Annotated in this window: 13 protein-coding genes; 6 read left to right on the forward strand and 7 right to left on the reverse strand. The window is 70.3% G+C overall.

What is annotated here, in order from left to right:
• Positions 1-64 precede the first annotated feature (64 nt).
• Positions 65-709, reverse strand: coding sequence for a MaoC family dehydratase (locus Q0916_RS07430; protein ID WP_299236228.1), 645 nt, complete (start codon positions 707-709; stop codon positions 65-67).
• Between the two features lie 137 nt (positions 710-846).
• Between Q0916_RS07430 and Q0916_RS07435 the strand changes: the two genes are divergently transcribed.
• The 3 genes from Q0916_RS07435 (at position 847) to phaC (ending at position 3,320) form a co-directional block, all read left to right on the forward strand.
• Entirely contained in the window at positions 847-1,182 is a 336-nt protein-coding gene (locus Q0916_RS07435) for an AbrB/MazE/SpoVT family DNA-binding domain-containing protein (RefSeq protein ID WP_299236229.1), read from the forward strand.
• A 150-nt stretch (positions 1,183-1,332) separates the two neighbouring features.
• On the forward strand, positions 1,333-1,875 hold the full coding sequence (locus tag Q0916_RS07440) for a poly(R)-hydroxyalkanoic acid synthase subunit PhaE (RefSeq protein WP_299236231.1): 543 nt from the start codon (positions 1,333-1,335) through the stop codon (positions 1,873-1,875).
• Positions 1,872-3,320 (forward strand): class III poly(R)-hydroxyalkanoic acid synthase subunit PhaC, encoded by a 1,449-nt coding sequence (phaC, locus tag Q0916_RS07445; RefSeq protein WP_299236233.1) that lies wholly within the window; start codon positions 1,872-1,874, stop codon positions 3,318-3,320. Before Q0916_RS07440 ends, phaC begins: the two co-directional genes overlap by 4 nt.
• A gap of 19 nt (positions 3,321-3,339) precedes the next feature.
• Here phaC and Q0916_RS07450 read toward each other — a convergent pair whose 3' ends face one another.
• On the reverse strand, positions 3,340-4,257 hold the full coding sequence (locus tag Q0916_RS07450) for a S26 family signal peptidase (protein WP_299236234.1): 918 nt from the start codon (positions 4,255-4,257) through the stop codon (positions 3,340-3,342).
• An 81-nt stretch (positions 4,258-4,338) separates the two neighbouring features.
• Positions 4,339-5,763 (reverse strand): DEAD/DEAH box helicase family protein, encoded by a 1,425-nt coding sequence (locus Q0916_RS07455; protein WP_299236235.1) that lies wholly within the window; start codon positions 5,761-5,763, stop codon positions 4,339-4,341.
• Between the two features lie 85 nt (positions 5,764-5,848).
• On the opposite strand from Q0916_RS07455, the gene Q0916_RS07460 reads away from it, so the two are divergent.
• Together Q0916_RS07460 and dnaK are read left to right on the forward strand one after the other, a co-directional pair.
• Positions 5,849-6,577 (forward strand): nucleotide exchange factor GrpE, encoded by a 729-nt coding sequence (locus Q0916_RS07460; protein ID WP_299236236.1) that lies wholly within the window; start codon positions 5,849-5,851, stop codon positions 6,575-6,577.
• Positions 6,578-6,706: 129 nt separating this feature from the next.
• The gene (gene dnaK / locus Q0916_RS07465) at positions 6,707-8,641 is read left to right on the forward strand and encodes a molecular chaperone DnaK (protein ID WP_299236237.1); all 1,935 of its coding nucleotides are present in this window, start codon (positions 6,707-6,709) and stop codon (positions 8,639-8,641) included.
• Between the two features lie 16 nt (positions 8,642-8,657).
• Here the strand turns inward: dnaK and Q0916_RS07470 are convergent, their stop codons facing one another.
• From Q0916_RS07470 to cobN, 4 genes are all read right to left on the reverse strand, one after another.
• Complete coding sequence (locus Q0916_RS07470; RefSeq protein ID WP_299236239.1) at positions 8,658-8,816, reverse strand: hypothetical protein; 159 nt, start codon at positions 8,814-8,816, stop codon at positions 8,658-8,660.
• 110 nt (positions 8,817-8,926) lie between these two features.
• Positions 8,927-9,685: a cobalt-precorrin-7 (C(5))-methyltransferase gene (locus tag Q0916_RS07475; RefSeq protein WP_299236241.1), complete on the reverse strand. Its 759-nt coding sequence runs from the start codon at positions 9,683-9,685 to the stop codon at positions 8,927-8,929.
• The gene (locus Q0916_RS07480; RefSeq protein WP_299236243.1) at positions 9,682-10,380 is read right to left on the reverse strand and encodes a precorrin-8X methylmutase; all 699 of its coding nucleotides are present in this window, start codon (positions 10,378-10,380) and stop codon (positions 9,682-9,684) included. Before Q0916_RS07480 ends, Q0916_RS07475 begins: the two co-directional genes overlap by 4 nt.
• Positions 10,370-14,284 (reverse strand): cobaltochelatase subunit CobN, encoded by a 3,915-nt coding sequence (gene cobN, locus Q0916_RS07485; RefSeq protein ID WP_299236244.1) that lies wholly within the window; start codon positions 14,282-14,284, stop codon positions 10,370-10,372. Before cobN ends, Q0916_RS07480 begins: the two co-directional genes overlap by 11 nt.
• Between cobN and Q0916_RS07490 the strand changes: the two genes are divergently transcribed.
• Positions 14,274-16,439, forward strand: coding sequence for an ATP-binding protein (locus Q0916_RS07490; RefSeq protein ID WP_414689320.1), 2,166 nt, complete (start codon positions 14,274-14,276; stop codon positions 16,437-16,439). The genes cobN and Q0916_RS07490 overlap by 11 nt on opposite strands.
• The last annotated feature ends 43 nt before the right edge of the window (positions 16,440-16,482 follow it).

A 16,482-nucleotide genomic window follows, 5' to 3' on the forward strand; every position in this document is an offset into this window, starting at 1 on the left:
CGGGTACCGCGCGTTCGGATTTAAACCTCCGCCCCCGGCGCGACCGGACGGACCCGCCCGGCTCTCACTCGGTCTCGGCCTCGGGCGCGTCGTCGACGAGAACGATCGCCTCCCCGTCGATGACCTGGTCGTCGCCCTTCGCGACCGTCGTCCGGATCCGGTACTGGTCGCCGCCGAGGTCCTCGGCGATCTCGACGGTCGCGGTGACGCAGTCGCCGACGCGGACCGGCGCGCGGAACTCGATATCCTGTGAGAGATAGACGATACTGCCCGGCAGCCGCGCCAGCGCCGCGCTTATCAGCCCGGTGACGAGAATCCCATGGACGATGCGGCCGTTGAAGCGGGTGCCCTCGGCCCACTCGTCGTCGAGGTGGATCGGGTTCGTATCGCCCGACGCGGCGGCAAAGCGCTGGACGTCCTCCTCGGCGAGGGTCTTGCTGAACCGGACGCTGTCGCCGACGTCGACCTCGCTTCCGACGTCGCGCTCGACGTCCCATCCCGGAAGGTCGGACCCGCCCTCGAGGCGGCCGTCGGCCGCCCCGCCGGTCGGGTTCGGTGCGTCGGTGTCGGTTCCCGCCGGCGCGGGCGAACCGAGCACCGAAAACGCCGCCCTGTTCGCGGCCTGATTCGCCTCAAGGAGGCTACTGAACACGCGAGAGGAGGCGTTGGCCCACGCATCGAGCGGCGTTGAGTACCTGCTGTCGTTCATCGCTACGCCGGTTACGCGCTTGCGGTACTAAAATGTAGTGTTAAATCGGGTGGTAAGCTCCACACAGTGGTTTTCATCGACAATCGTTGGTTCTCTGCGGAACGTTTATTCAGCGCCGCGGCGTACGCGTCGCCACGATGACCGACACGGACGACACCGGCGACGGACTGATGTGGCCCCCGAACATGCTGAAGGCGTTCCAGGAGACCTCCGAGCAGGCGACGCGGAAACAACAGGAGGCGCTCCGGAGTCTCTTTGCGGGCGCGGGGACCGCTACCCCCGATCTCGGCGACTTCGGCGATATCGGCGACCAACTCGGGGCGATGAGCCGCACGGCGACGTTCAAGACGCGCATCCAGAGCGGCGGCCGGATCTCGATCCCCGACGCCGAACGCGAGGCGCTCGACATCGGGGAGGGCGACATCGTCCAGACCGTCGTGGTGCCGGTCAAGCGCGCCGACGACGACGGGTGAGGGCTCCGAGCCCGCCGCGGCCGGGTCCAACGGCCGGGGCCGGGGCCGGGCGCCCGATGTGACCCGAACGCCCCCCGAGAGACGGCCGCGCGCCGACGAAAGCGAAAGCGACCCGACAGTTTATGAAACGATCGGTACTACGTATTGGCAATGAGTAACAACGATCGGCTTCAGGAAGACTGGAACGAACTGGCCGAGAACGTGAACGAGGCGGTCGCACAATCGGTGGAACAGAACATGGAGGCGAGCGCCGCGTTCATGGAGTCGTGGGCCGACGCGATGGAGGACTCGATGCCGGAGTCCGATGGGATGGCGAGCGCGGTCGAAGGCTACAACGGGGCCTACGAGGTCTGGATGAACGCCGCCGAGGAGATGTTCGAACGGACCGCCGACGGCGCCGCCGGCGAGGACGTCTCCGTGGACGAGTTCCGGGACATCTGGCTCCAGAGCGCGAACGAGGCGTTCAAAGAGGTCATGGGCACCTCGGCCTTCGCGGCGGCCAACGGCCGGCTCGTCAGCGCGATGATGGACATGCAACAGCAGGTCGACGAGATCGGCGAGGAGACGCTCTCGGAGATGGGGATGCCGACCGCCGCCGACCTCGACGAGATCGGTGAGCGACTCGTCGAACTCGAGCGCCGACAGCACAGCGTCGAGGCGAAACTCGAGCGCATCCTCGAGGCGGTAGAATGAGCGCGAACGACCCCTTCTCGTTCGCGTTGAACGTCCAGCGCGACGTGTTGGACGCGGCGGCCGACTCCGTGCGGAAGGGATCGATCGCCGGCGAGCGCTACGACCGGATCGAGGACGTCGAGGTGGGACAGACGCCGAGCGAGGTGGTTTACGAGGAGAACAAACTCGAACTCCTCCACTACGAGCCGATCACCGACGAGCAACACGACGTGCCGATCCTCATCGTGTACGCGCTCATCAACAAGCCGTTCATCCTCGATCTCCAGCCGGACCGAAGCGTCGTTCGGCGGCTGTTGGAGGCCGGCCACGACGTCTATCTCATCGACTGGAACGAGCCCTCCCGGCTCGATCGACACCTCACGATCGACGACTACGTCAACCGCTACATCGACAACTGCGTCGACGTCGTGAGGGATCGCTCCGGACGGGAGTCGATCAACCTCCTCGGGTACTGCATGGGCGGCACGATGACGGCGATGTACACCGCGTTGCACCCCGAGAAGGTCCGCACCCTCGGGCTCATGGCGGCCGGGCTCTGTTTCGACGACACGGGCGGCGTCCTCGAGTTGTGGGGCGACGACGAGCACTACGACCCGCGGGACGTCGTCGACGCCCACGGGAACGTCCCGGCGACGATGCTCGACGTCGGGTTCGCGCTCATGGACCCCGTCGCCAACTACGTCTCGAAGTACGTCCGCCTGTACGACAACCTCGAAAACGAGGACTTCGTCGAGAACTTCGCCCGGATGGAGCGGTGGCTCGGCGAGGGGATCGACCTCGCCGGCGAGACGTACGTCCAGTTCCTCGAGGACATCTACCAGGACAACAAGCTCTACAACAACGAACTGTACCTCGGCGACAACCACGTCGACATCACCGAGATCGACGTGCCGCTGCTCCAGATCGTCGGGGAGTACGACCACCTCATCCCCTCCGAGACGAGCAAGCCGTTCAACGAGGTCGTCGGCAGCGACGACACCGAGACGATCGAGTACCCCACCGGCCACATCGGGCTGTCCGTCTCGGGGTCGAGCCACCGCGACGTCTGGCCCCGGGTCGCCGAGTGGTTCCTCGAGAAGTCCGCCGCCGACCCCGAACGGCTCGAGGCGGTCGCGGAGTCGGTCGCGGCGGCGACCGACCAGATCGGCATCGAGGAGATCGACGTTGACGCCGAAAGCGCCGCCGCCGAGCGCGACACCCCGACGGCGGTCGAGATCGACATCGACGACGCCGGCTCCGGGGCGGACGATCCCGACGGCTCCGGGGCGAACGCGGTCGACGTTCGATCGGCAATCGACGGGATCGGACCGACCTACGCCGAACGGCTCGCCGACGCCGGCATCGAGACGGTCGCGGACCTCGCCGACGCCGGCATCGAGACGGTCGCCGACGCCGCCGAGGTCACCGAGCGCCGCGCCGGGGAGTGGATCGCCCAAACGGAGTGATCGCCCCGACGACGCGGAACTACGCCGCGCGCCCGTCCCGCATCGCCGCCGCGTCCCCTCTTTTCGCCCGATCGATCGCCGCCGGCGTCGGGTCCGGCCCCGCCCTCGCCTCCGGGGCGCTGCCGGCCGGATCGGCTCCCACACTCGAGAACAGCAGTCTGACGTGGCCGAGATACGGGACGCGGAGCTCGGCAGTCCCGATGATCCAGGCGGGCCGGATCGGGGCCGACAGCCGGGTCACCTGGTCGTAGTTCGCGTTCGTCCGCTCGTTGTCGCCTTTGGTGATGAACCCGGCGTGATCGGCCGGGCAGTGATGCAGTTCCGCGCAGCTGTCGGCGCTGCCGACGGCGTCGGGATCGGCCCGGTCGTACCAGTTCTCGCCCTCCTCGACCCAAAGCATCGTGCGGTGGATCACCGGCGTCCGCCCGGCGTTGCCGTTCGGCTGGAACACGATCACGTCCCCGGGCGCGTTGAAGGTCGTCCGACCCGTCGTCCGCGCGACGTCGGCCGGAACGACCCCGGTCTGTTCGCCCTCGTGCGTGACGCCCGCCTCGGGCGTAAAGCGCTCGTTGTCGACCACGATGACGAGGTCGCCCCGCTCCATGTTCGGCTCCATGCTGTCGGAGATGACCGCAACCATCGGCGGCCACACGCCGCTGGCGGCGAACAGCACCCCCCCGATGGCGAGCACGATCAGGACGCTCGTCACGAGGTCGCGAACGTAGAGCAGCGGCCCCGAATCGACCGCCCGGAACCACCGGATCCACCCGAGCACGCCCTCGGGTCGGTCGCCCTCCGATCCCGCTCGATCGGGTCCGCCGGACGGTCCGATCGGTTCGTCCGGGCCGCCGCTCGTCCCGCCGGCGCGATCCGCGTCCGCCCCGGACGACGCGTCCGCGGGATCCTCGGCGCGGTCCTCGCCCGTCCTGTCAGTCATTGTCCCCGATAGCGAGGCCGCAAACGTGAACGTTCTGGGTTCCGGCCGGCCGCCGCCCGGGGCCTGTTTGGGCGCGTCGGCTCACCGCCGCCGCCGCGACACGCGCTCCTCGGCGGTCTCGCTCGTGACGACCTCGTACAGGAGCGCCCGCCCGCCCCGCGCCCGCTCGTCCGTCTCGTCGGTTCGCTCGCCGGACTCGGGGCCGCCCCCGTCGTCCGCGGTCGCGTGCCCGCCGCTCGGTCGGAGTATCCGGCCGAGCCGCTGCGTGAACTCCCGCTCGCTGCCGGACCCCGAGAGGACGACCGCGACGTTGGCGTCGGGGACATCGACGCCCTCGTCGAGGACGTTGGCCGCGACGATCCGGGAGTACTCGCCGCGGCGGAACCGATCGAGTATCTCCCGGCGCTCGTCGGCCCCCGTCTCGTTCGTGATCGGCGGGAGCAAAAACCGCTCGGCCAGGTCGTACACGAGGTCGGTGTGGGCGGTGAAGACGATGATCCGATCGCCGCGGTGTCGCTCGAGGATCTCGGCGAGGGCGTCCGTCTTCGCGTCGGCGTTCATCATCACCTCCCGGGCGCGCTGCTTGGCGAGAAGCGCCTCGCGGGCCTCCGGGTCCGACCCCGAGCGCTTGACGAGTTCCCGGTAGTCGCTGCCGCTCCGCAGTTCGATCCCGGACGCGGCGAGGTAGTCGGTGAACGTCCCCTGGAGGCGCTCGTAGCGCTCGCGCTCCTCGGGCGTCAACTCGACGTCGATCCGCTTGATGTCGTACTCCGCGAGGTGCTCGCCCGCGAGGTCGTCGGCCGACAGCCGGTAGACGACCGGCCCGACGAGCTCCGCGACGGCGTCGTGGGCCCCGTCGGGCCGCTCGAACGTCGCCGTCAGCCCGAGCCGCGCCGGGGCGGCGCTCAGCCGCGCGATGTCGCGGTACCCCTCGCCGCCGAGGTGGTGGACCTCGTCGAAGACGACGAGACCGAACCGATCGCCCAACTCGTCGGCCCGGAGGTACGCCGAATCGTATGTGCTGACGGTGATCGCCTCGACGCGCTGCTCGCCGCCGCCGAGGCGACCGATCGGCCGTCCGTCGCCGAACTCCGCGTCGAGTTCCGCGTGCCACTGCTCGACGAGATCGATCGTCGGGGCGACGACGAGCGTCGGGGTGTCCGAGGCCGCGATGGCGCCGATCGCGACGACCGTCTTACCGCTGCCCGTCGGCAACTCGACGACGCCCCGGTCGCCGGCCGCCCGCCAGGCGTCGACGGCGTCCGTCTGGTACCCGCGGAGTTCGTACTCGGTCGCCAGATCGCCGGTGTCGGCGAGATCGAGCACCCGATCGTCGAGGGGAAGCCCCCGATCGACACAGCGCGCCGACAGGTCGGCGTACCGGACGGCGGGCGCGCGGTAGGTCCCCGAACGCGCGTCCGACTCGACGAACGGCAGGCCCCCGAGTTCGGCCGCGGCCTCGCCGTCGATCCGGATCGTCCCCTCCTCGTACCGGAGCGTGACCACGGCGATCCTCGGCGACGCGGCGGTTTAACTCCGGCGGCCGCCGCGTTTGTCAACCCTTATTGCCGCCGACCGGCACCGTTCGCGTATGAGCGACGAACAGGGCGACGCCGGAGCGACCGCCGGGGCGGAGCCGGCGACCGACGCGGAGGGGGCCGAACGCGACGAGCCCTCGGCCGACGCGACCGAAGACGCGACGGAGCCGCCTCTCGCGGAGATCGCCGACCGGATCGAGCGGAGCGATCCCGGGGAGATCGCCGAGGAGATCGCCGCGCTCCGCGAGGAGGCCGTCGGGCTCCGGACCGACCGCGACGACCTCGAAGCGCGGCTCAAACGGAAGCAAGCGGAGTTTCAAAACTACAAGAAGCGACAGGAAAAACAGCGCAAAAAGGAGCGCGCCCGGGCGACCGAGTCCCTCGTCGAGGACCTCCTCGAGGTGCGCGACAACCTCACGCGCGCGCTCTCGCAGGACGCGGACGCGGACATCCGCGAGGGCGTCGAGGCGACGTTCCGGCAACTCGAGGAGGTCCTCGAGGGCGAGGGCGTCGAACCCGTCGAACCGGACCCCGGCACGCCGACCGATCCGGTCCGACACGAGGTGCTGTTGGGCGTCGAGAGCGACCGCCCGGAGGGCACCGTCGCCGAGGTCCACCGCCCCGGCTACGAGATGGCCGGCAAGGTCCTCCGTCCGGCACAGGTCACCGTCTCACAAGGCCCCGCCGACGCGGACGATCAGGCGGCGACCGAACCGACCGACGACGACGGGACCGAAAGCGGGTCCGACCCCGAGGAGCGGGACGCGGCCGGGGACGAATAACGCTTCCGTGTATACGTCCCGGTTCGACGGAGCGCGCGGAAAAAACGCAGGACGGAACGCCCCCGCCGCGAGCCCCCTCGGACGCGTCTAGCAACTTTTAACCGATCCAGACCGGTAGTTACGGCCAACATGGCTAGCAACAAGATCCTCGGTATCGACCTCGGTACCACGAACTCCGCCTTCGCGGTGATGGAGGGCGGCGATCCCGAGATCATCGTCAACGGCGAGGGCGAACGGACGACGCCGTCGATCGTCGCCTTCACCGACGACGACGAGCGCCTGGTCGGCAAGCCGGCGAAGAACCAGGCGATCCAGAACCCCGAGAACACGATCCAATCGATCAAGCGACACATGGGCGAGGACGACTACACCGTCCCCGTCGACGGCGAGGACTACACGCCCGAGCAGATCTCGGCGATGATCCTCCAGAAGATCAAACGCGACGCCGAGGAGTACCTCGGCGACGACGTCGAGCGGGCCGTCATCACCGTTCCCGCGTACTTCAACGACCGGCAGCGACAGGCGACGAAGGACGCCGGCGAGATCGCCGGCTTCGAGGTCGAACGGATCGTCAACGAACCGACCGCGGCGGCGATGGCCTACGGTCTCGACGACGAGACCGACCAGACCGTCCTCGTGTACGACCTCGGCGGCGGCACGTTCGACGTCTCGATTCTCGATCTCGGCGGCGGCGTCTACGAGGTCGTCGCCACGAACGGCGACAACGACCTCGGCGGCGACGACTGGGACGAGGCCATCATCGACTACCTCGCCGACTCCTTCGCCGAGGAACACGGCATCGACCTCCGGGAGGACCGCCAGGCCCTCCAGCGGCTGACCGAGGCCGCCGAGGAGGCCAAGATCGAACTCTCCTCGCGGAAGGAGGCGACGATCAATCTCCCCTTCATCGCGGCGACCGACGAGGGGCCGCTCAACCTCGAGGACAAGATCTCGCGGGCGAAGTTCGAATCGCTCACCAGTGATCTGCTCGAACGGACCGTCGCGCCGACCGAGCAGGCGCTTTCCGACGCCGGGTACGCCAAGGGCGACATCGACGAGGTCATCCTCGTCGGCGGGTCGACGCGGATGCCCCAGGTCCAAGAGAAGGTCGAGGAACTCACCGACCAGGAGCCGAAAAAGAACGTCAACCCCGACGAGGCCGTCGCCCTCGGCGCGGCGATCCAGGGCGGCGTGCTCTCGGGCGACGTCGACGACATCGTCCTGCTCGACGTGACGCCGCTCAGCCTCGGCATCGAGGTCAAGGGCGGCCTCTTCGAGCGGCTGATCGACAAGAACACCACCATCCCGACGGAGGCCTCGAAGGTCTTCACCACCGCCGCCGCCAACCAGACCTCGGTCAACATCCGGGTCTTCCAGGGCGAACGGGAGATCGCCGAGGAGAACGAACTGCTCGGCGCGTTCCAGTTGACCGGGATCCCGCCGGCACCCGCCGGAACGCCGCAGATCGAGGTCTCCTTCGACATCGACGAGAACGGCATCGTCAACGTCTCCGCCGAGGACCAGGGGTCGGGCAACAGCGAGGACATCACCATCGAGGGCGGCGTCGGCCTCTCCGACGAGGAGATCGAGCGCATGCAGGAGGAGGCCGAGGAACACGCCGAGGAGGATGAAAAGCGCCGCGAGCGGATCGAGGCGCGCAACGAGGCCGAATCGACCGTCCAGCGGGCCGAAACGCTCCTCGAGGAGAACGACGACGCGATCGACGACGCGACCGAAAGCGACATCGAGGCCGCGATCGAAGACCTCGAAGCCGTCATCGAGGACGACGACGCGACGACGGAGGAACTCACCGAGGCGACCGAGGACCTCACCGAGAAACTCCAGGAGATCGGCAAGCAGATGTACGAACAGCAGGCCGCCGGCGCCGAAGGGGCCGGTGCCGGCGCTGGCGCGGGCGGCATGGGCGGTATGGGCGGCATGGGCGGTGCCGGTCCGGGCGGCCCCGGCCCGGGTGCGGGCGGTGCCGGACCCGGCGCGCAGGCCGGCGACGACGAGTTCGTCGACGCCGACTTCGAGGACGTCGACGACGACGACGAGGAGTAGCCCCCGAGTCCCGGGGTCAGTCGTCGGGTTCGTCGTTTTTTCCGAGACGATCAAGCAGCCAGATCAGCGCCAAAATCGGGGCGGCGGGCAACAGAAGCAACATCGCGCCGAGACCGATGACCGCGTCGAGGATCCGGTTTCCGAGCGACGGCTTCGGCGGTGTGGTCTCGGGCATCCCACCCCGACGTAGACGGGTCGGTCACATAACGGTGGTGTCGCGGGGCGGCCGACCCGCCGGCGCACCCCACAGGAGGGCGGCGACGCGGCGTTTCGCCCGGCCCGGATCTACCGACGGACGACCATCACCGAGAGGTCCGAAAACGCCGTTTCCTCTTTCGAGTCGACGTCGGCCGCAAGCGACGAAAGCGACGTCCTCGTGATCGACTCGTCGTCGTGTGTCAGCCGCTCACAGACCCAAACCGAGCGGTCGGACGCGCCGCCCTCGAGCAACCGGCGGGCGATCCGTTCGGGCATCCAGTCGAACGGCCGGGGCAACACGAGCAGGTTCCGGTCGCCGACGTCGCGTTCGAGCCGCCCGAGGTCCGCCTCGATGGGGCCGCTTTTGTGCAGCGTGACGAACGTCGTCTCCTCCATCGGCGTGCGCGCCCGGGAGGCCGCGATCTGCAGCGACGAGATCCCCGGGATCACCCGCACGGGAGCGCCGACCGCCGACTCGAGTTTCCCGACGAACTGGTATCCCGAGTGGTTGGGGTCGCCCATCAGCACGGCCGCGCCGCGCTCGCCGTCTGCGACCCGGTCGGCGAACGCCGCGAGCACCTCCGGTTCGTCCTCGTAGCCGCAACACAGCGCCTCGCCGGTGATCTCCTCGCCGACGAACCCGACGACGGTTTCGAACCCGACGACGACGTCCGCCTCCCGGATCGCCCGCGCGCCCCGTCGCGTGAGGTACTCGGGGTTCCCGGGGCCGATCCCGACGGCGTACACCGGCTCCTCGCCGCGTCCGCTTCGGTCCCCGCCGATCGCCTCGGGGCGCTCGGCGGCGAACGCCCCGGGGTCCTCGGGGAACTCGACCCCGTCGGTCATCGGTCGAGGGTCACCTCGTCGTTTCGCGCGTCGCTGGCGACGTGGACCAACTCGTTTGTCAGCCCCGCCGCGAGCCCGCTCCCGCCGCGCCGTCCGACGTTCGTGACCGCCGGGACGCCGTGTTCGGCACAGACCTCTCGGACGCGCTCGCGGCTCTCGGCGGCCTTGACGAACCCGACGGGCGTGGCGACGACGACCGCCGGGCGGGTGCCCTGGTCGATGCAGTCGGCGAGCGCGAGGGCGGCCGTCGGCGCGTTGCCGATCGTCGCGATCGCGCCCTCGTAGGCCCCCTCGCGGTCGAGTTCGAGCACCGACGCCGCCGTCCGGGTCATCCCGGTCTCGGCGGCCAACTCCGCCCCGTTGCCGATCGCCTTCCGGACGGGGCAGTCGTGGCCCCGCCCCGTGATCCCGGATCTGACCATCGTGATGTCGGTGACGATCGGGCGCTCGGCGAGGACGGCCTCGGCCCCGGCGACGACCGGTTCGTCCTCGTCGTCGCCGGTGAACCGCAGCAGGTACTGGAACTCCTCGTCGCCGGTCGCGTGGACCGCCTTCCCGCGCAGCCTGTCGGCGAGCGTCTCCTGTGGGACCAACTCGTGGACCCGGTCCATGCTCGTCTCGGCGATCTCCATGGCGTCGGCGGTCGTCGCCCCCAGATCCGCGTACTCCTCGTGGTCCTCGCTTTCAGTCGTCATCGCCGGGCACCTCCTCGTCGCCCTCGCCTCGCCGCCCGCCCGCGCCGAGGCTCCCGGGGTCGCCGCCCGTCGTGCGCTCCTCGAGGTCGCCGTCGACCCGGAGGTTGATATCGGTCAGCCGCTCTTCGACCCCGTCGTCGGCGTCCCAGAGGCCCCGCTCGATGGCCTCGAGTAAGGTGTCGGTGATCGACTCCAGCGCCCAGGGGTTCACGTCGCGCATCCACTCCCGTCTGTCCTCGTCGAAGGCGTAGCGCTCGGCCACCTCCGACCACAGCGCGTCGCTGACGACGCCCGTCGTCGCGTCCCACCCGAGCGTGACGTCGACGGTGCTCGAGAGGTCCCCCGCGCCCTTGTAGCCGTGTTCCTCCATCGAATCGAGCCAGGCGGGGTTGAGCACGCGCGACCGCATCGCCTTGCGGACCTTCTCCTCGTTCGTGTAGACGGAGACGTTGTCGGGGTCCGAGGAGTCACCCACGTAGGAGGCCGGCTCCTCGCCGGCGACCTCGGAGACGGCGGTGATGAAGCCGCCGTGGAAGGCGTACCAATCCGAGGAGTCGAACTCGTCTTGCTCCATCGTGTCCTCGATCTTGACGGTCGCCTCGACGCTGCCGAGTCGGCGCCGGAAGGCGTCGTGGTCCTCGGAGACGCGCCCCCGGGATCCCAAGGCGTAGCCGCCCCACTGGACGTACACCTCCGCCAGATCCGAGCGGTCCTCCCAGTTGCCCTCGTCGACGGCCTTGTTCGTGCCCGCGCCGTAGCCGCCGGGGCGGGTGGTAAAGACCCGCGGCATCGCGGCGTCGCGGGCGTCGTCGGGCGCGAGCCCCTCGGCCTCGAGTTCCTCGGCCTCCTCCTCGACGTGTTTCTTGACGTAGTTCATCTCGTGGGGCTCGTCGAGGTCGACGACCGCCTCGACGGCGTCGTGGATCACCCCGGCGGCCTGCGGGAACGCGTCCCGGAACAGCCCCGAGACGCGCGTCGTCGCGTCGATCCGGGGGCGTCCGAGCGCCTCGAGGTCGATCGGCTCGACGTCGTCGATCCGCCCGGCGTCGGTCCAGACCGGCCGGACGCCCATCAGCGCGAGCACCTGCGCGATCGTCTCGCCGCGCGTCCTGACCGTCGGGGTCCCCCACGCGACGACGCCGATCTCCTCGGGGTACTCGCCCTCGGCGTCGCGGTGTCGCCGGAGCGTCCCCTCTGCGACCTCCCGGCCGACCTCCCAGGCCGCCTTCGCGGGGACCTTCCGGGGGTCGAGCGTGTAGAAGTTCCGTCCGGTCGGCAGCAGATCGACGCCGCCGCGGGTCGGCGCGCCGCTCCCGCCGGGCGGGACGTACTCGCCGGCCAAGGCGTCGACCGTCCGGGGGATCTCGGCCCGTGCGCCGCCGACCCGCGGGGCGACCTCCTCGCAGATGTACGCGAGCGCCTCGCGGAGATCGTCGTGTGCGCCGCCGGCCACGCGGGCGTCGCCGAGCGCGTCGACATCGACGACCATGAGATTCACCGTCGTCTCGTCGCCGGGGCCGGCGTCGGGTTCGGCCTCGGGCACGTCGAAGTCGTGTTCGGCGAGCGTCTCGACCAACTCGACGCTCAGTTCGTGGACCTCATCGGCGGCCTCGGCGTAGGTCATCCCCAGCGTCTCGTCGTACTCCCCCGGCGCGTCCAACATCCGCTCGTAGTCGACGCCCAACACGCCCGCGACCGACTCGCGCAGCGAGGGTCCCCCGGGGTTCTCTAGCCGCGTCAGCGCGATCAGGTACTCGACGAGACGGTCGCCCTCCGGCGGTTCGCCCATCGTGTGCAGCCCCATCCTGATCTGGGTCGTCTTCACGTCCGTCAGGTAGGCGTGGACGCGCTCGACCAGCTCGTCGATCCCCACCTCGTCGCCCGAGACCGCGCCCTCGGCGAGTGTCGTCCCGGCCGCCTCGGGGCCGCGCACGTCGGCCGCCTCCTCGATCTCGCCGGCGACGCCCAACTCGACGGCGAGGTCCAACTCGTCGATCGTCTCCCGTATCAGCCGCTCTGTGGTCTCGCCGGCCTCGCCGCCGGCCTCGCGGTACCGGTCGGCGAGCTCCTCGAGTTCGGCGAGGTCGTCGTAGGTGCCGGCGTTCGCCATCGGCGGCGTCAGGTAGTCGACGACGGCGGCGTACGAGCGCCGCTTCGCCTGGGTCCCCTCGCCGGGGTTGTTGACGATGTAGGGGTAGACGTTCGGGACGTCGCCGACGAGCGCGTCCGGGGCGCTCTCGCCGTCGAGGCCGACCGTCTTGCCCGGCAGCCACTCCAGCGAGCCGTGCGTGCCAAGATGGACGACGGCGTCGGCGTCGAACTCGTTTCGGAGCCACGAGTAAAACGCGACGTAGTCGTGGGGCGGCTGGAGGTCCGAGTCGTGGTACACCTTCGAGGGGTCCATCCCGAACCCGCGCGGCGGCTGGACGGTCACGAGGACGTTCCCGAACTCGATGCCGGGGATCGCAAACGGGCGTTCGGGCGGCTCGCCCCACTCCTCGCGGACGTTCTCGCGAAAGCCCGGGTCCGCGTCGGCCCACCACTCGGCGTACCGCTCGGCGGGGACGACGTCGACGGACCGCTCCCGGACGTCCTCCGGGGCGACCCAGCGGTCCTCGAGGGTCAACTGGGCGGTGAGCGTTTCGATGAGCTCCTGTCCCGACCCGGGAAAGCGCCCGCCGAGGTCGTAGTTTCGGTCCCGCAGTTCCGAAAGCAGGTTCACCGTCGACTCGGGCGAATCGAGCCCGAAGGCGGTCCCGATCCCGTCGTCGCTCGGCGGGTAGTTGTGCAGGACGACGGCGACGTCCTTTCTCTCGTTCGGCGTGTGCCGCAACTCGGCCCAGTTGACCGCGAGCGAGGCCGCGTGGTCGATCCGGTCCTCGATCGGGAAGTGCTGTTTCGGCGCGCTCCCGATCCCCGCCTCGTCGTCGGTCCGCTCCTTGCCCGACACGGGGTGGGTGATGACGTTGCCGTCGAACTCGGGCAGCGCGACCGACAGCGCGAGTTCGAAGCCCATCACGCCGGTGTCGCTCGAGGCGTACCGCGCCCGCGACCGCATCGTCGTCACCGTCTGGACGACGGGGACGCCGAGGCGTTTCAAAAAGACCTCCTCCGCGCCGTCGCCCTCGCTGTTGGCCGCCCGCCCGCGCTCGGCCATCGACAGCGAGAACATGAACGACGAACAGACCGCATCGACGAGTGCGTCGCCCGCGTCGTCGGTGAGCCAGTTGTCGACGACCCACTCCGCGTCGCGCTGCTCGTCGGCGTCGGTGACGGGATTACAGAACACGGGCAGGGCGTTGGCGCCCTCGGCCTCGATCGCCCGGACCATGGCGTCGACGTAGCGGGTGTTCTCGTGGGTCCAGTGGGACTCGTAGAACCAGACGGCGACGGTCGGACGCCCCGCCTCGAGGGTCCCGATCAGCTCCTCGACGGACGCGCCGGGGTAGTCCGGGTGGTAGACGCCCTCCGTCGGCAGCGACACGGGGTCGTCGTAGCCGGGGCTCGCCGGCGTGAACTGATCGGTCAGATACCGGAGGCAGTTCGCGAGGTTCGCGCTGCCGCCCCGTTCGAGGTACTCCGAGACGCGCTCTCTGATCTCGCCGGGGACGGTCGTGTCCTCGAGTGCGAAGGCGTCGCCGGTCGCCTTGACGACCACGGGGACGCCCGCCTCGAGGCAGGCCTCTCTCGCCCGGTCGTACCCGGGCATGCTGTCTTTCCCGCCGTGGAGCCACAGCACGACGACGTCGCAGTCGGTCAGTTCCTCGCAGAACGCCTCGATCGCCTCGGGGTCGTCGAGGTCGCTCTCGGAGCGGGCAGCGAGGTCGGTCTCGACCTCGCCGGCGGCGCGGGCGAGCGCGCCGAGCTCGTTTTCGGTCGCGGTGTAAAGTCCGATGCGTGACATAAGGTTGATAAACTCCAGTTGTGCTAGTACAACTGTGTTTGATTCCGCTCGTGTGAAAAACGTTTCCACGCCGTTCGGCGCGGTCGTCGGGCAGGACCGCCTCAAAGAGGCGCTGTTGACCGTCGCGACCGACGACGGCCTCGGCGGACTGCTCGTCACCGGCGAGAAGGGGACCGCGAAGTCGACGCTCGTCCGCGGGCTGGTCGATCTCCTCCCGGCCCAGCGCGCCGTTGCGGACTGCCCGTACGGCTGTCCTCCGGCCGACCGCGCCCGGCAGTGCGGCTCCTGTCGCGACCGGGCGAGTTACCCCGTCGAGACGCGCTCGGTCCCGCTCGTGACGCTCCCGCTGGGCGCGACGAGAGAGCGCGTCGTCGGGACGCTTTCGGTCTCGGAGGCGCTCTCGGGCGAGGCCTCCTTCGATCCCGGCCTCCTCGCCCGCGCGAACCGCGGCATCCTCTACGTCGACGAGGTGAACCTGCTCGACGACCACCTCGTCGACGTGCTGCTCGACGCCGCCGCCTCCGGCGAGAACCGCGTCGAACGCGACGGCGTCAGCGTCTCTCACCCCGCCGAGTTCACCCTCGTCGGAACGATGAACCCCGAGGAGGGGGAGCTGCGACCCCAACTCCGGGACCGCTTTGCCCTGTCGGTCGACGTGGAGGGCGAACGCGACATCGAGGACCGCGTCGCCGTCATCGACGGCGAACTCGACGAGAGCCCCCCGGACGGCGACGACACCGAGACCCACCGCGAACGGCTGAAGGCGGCGCGGGAACTCCTCGGGGACGTCCGCCTGAGCGACGAGCAGAAACGCGATATCGCGACGCTGTGTCTGGACGCCGGCGTCGACGGCCACCGCGCCGACATCGCCACCGCGCGGGCGGCGCGGGCCCTCGCCGCGCTCTCGGGGCGACCGACGGTCACGGACGGCGACGTCCGCCGGGCGGCGACGTTCGCGCTCGGCCACCGGATGCGGTCGACGCCGTTCGAGGACGCCCCGGACGCCGAGGATGTCGTTGAGGACCACTTCGAGGACGCCCCGGACGCCGAGGACGGCGACGGCGAGAGGTCGGGCGACGACCCCTCCGACGGCGGGGAACGCGCCGACGGGTCGGATCCTCCCGAGACGGACGACGGCCGGGACGGCGAGGACGAGGAACCCGGCGGCGATCCGCCGGACGGTGACTCCTCCGGTGGCCGATCCGACGGGCCCTCGCCGCAGCGGGACGCCGACTCCGACGCCGACGCCGATCCGCAAAGCGCGGACGCGCCCGACGACTCCGCGCCGGCCGAGGCGGGCGAGCCGCCCGGTTCGGAGGCCGACGGCGACGGCGAGGGATCTGACGGCGACGACTCGGGCGAGGAGGCGGCCCCGATCGTCCCCGGCCAGCCACGCGAGACGGCCGACGCCGCGGCCCCCGAGATCGACGCCCCCGAGACGGACGCGGCGACCGGGTCCGGCCGGGCCGCGTCCGATCCCGCCCCCGGAAACAGGGGCGCTCGCGTCCGAACGGAGCCGACCGACGGCGCGGGATCGATCGACGCGGCGGCGTCGGTCCGGGCCGCCGCGACCCGCGGCGAGGACCGGGTGCGAACGCGGGACCTCCGGCAGTCGGTCCGGGCCGGCAGCGGCGACGCCCTCGTCGTCTTCGCCGTTGACGCGAGCGCCTCGATGCGACCCGCGATGGCGGCGACGAAAGGCGTCACCCTCGAACTGCTGAAGGGGGCCTACACCGAGCGCGACAGCGTCGCCGTCGTCGCCTTCGCCGGCGAGGACGCCGATGTCGTGCTGCCGCCGACGGACTCGGTGTCCCTCGCCGCCCGCCACCTCAAGGAGCTCCCGACGGGCGACCGAACGCCGCTTCCGGCCGGTCTCCGGACCGCGGCGTCGGTGATCGACCGCGCGGACCCGGACGCGGCCGTCTGCGTCGTCGTCTCCGACGGGCGGGCGAACGCGGCGTCGAACCCGACCGCCGACACGCGGGCGGCCGCCGACGCCCTCGCGGCGACCGACGCCGGCGTGGTTTGTGTCGAGTCGGGCGACGACCGCGGCCTGCTCGGCGACGTCGCGCGGGCGACAGACGGGACGCTCGTCGACCTCGACGCGCTGACGGCCGAACGCGTCGAGGCCGAGTTGACCCGCTCGCGGGAGTGACCCACCCGAAGCTTTACAAGCATACTTTCAGTAACCCAAGTAG

The sequence above is a fragment of the Natronomonas sp. genome (assembly GCF_028274965.1).
Lineage (GTDB): Archaea > Halobacteriota > Halobacteria > Halobacteriales > Haloarculaceae > Natronomonas.

Coding starts and splice junctions, on each gene's coding strand:
- Q0916_RS07435 (WP_299236229.1), top strand. CDS start 847: ATGACCGACACGGACGACACCGGCGACGGACTGATGTGGCCCCCGAAC.
- Q0916_RS07480 (WP_299236243.1), bottom strand. CDS start 10,380: ATGACGACTGAAAGCGAGGACCACGAGGAGTACGCGGATCTGGGGGCG.
- Q0916_RS07440 (WP_299236231.1), top strand. CDS start 1,333: ATGAGTAACAACGATCGGCTTCAGGAAGACTGGAACGAACTGGCCGAG.
- phaC (WP_299236233.1), top strand. CDS start 1,872: ATGAGCGCGAACGACCCCTTCTCGTTCGCGTTGAACGTCCAGCGCGAC.
- dnaK (WP_299236237.1), top strand. CDS start 6,707: ATGGCTAGCAACAAGATCCTCGGTATCGACCTCGGTACCACGAACTCC.
- Q0916_RS07450 (WP_299236234.1), bottom strand. CDS start 4,257: ATGACTGACAGGACGGGCGAGGACCGCGCCGAGGATCCCGCGGACGCG.
- Q0916_RS07470 (WP_299236239.1), bottom strand. CDS start 8,816: ATGCCCGAGACCACACCGCCGAAGCCGTCGCTCGGAAACCGGATCCTC.
- Q0916_RS07490 (WP_414689320.1), top strand. CDS start 14,274: ATGCGTGACATAAGGTTGATAAACTCCAGTTGTGCTAGTACAACTGTG.
- cobN (WP_299236244.1), bottom strand. CDS start 14,284: ATGTCACGCATCGGACTTTACACCGCGACCGAAAACGAGCTCGGCGCG.
- Q0916_RS07430 (WP_299236228.1), bottom strand. CDS start 709: ATGAACGACAGCAGGTACTCAACGCCGCTCGATGCGTGGGCCAACGCC.
- Q0916_RS07475 (WP_299236241.1), bottom strand. CDS start 9,685: ATGACCGACGGGGTCGAGTTCCCCGAGGACCCCGGGGCGTTCGCCGCC.
- Q0916_RS07460 (WP_299236236.1), top strand. CDS start 5,849: ATGAGCGACGAACAGGGCGACGCCGGAGCGACCGCCGGGGCGGAGCCG.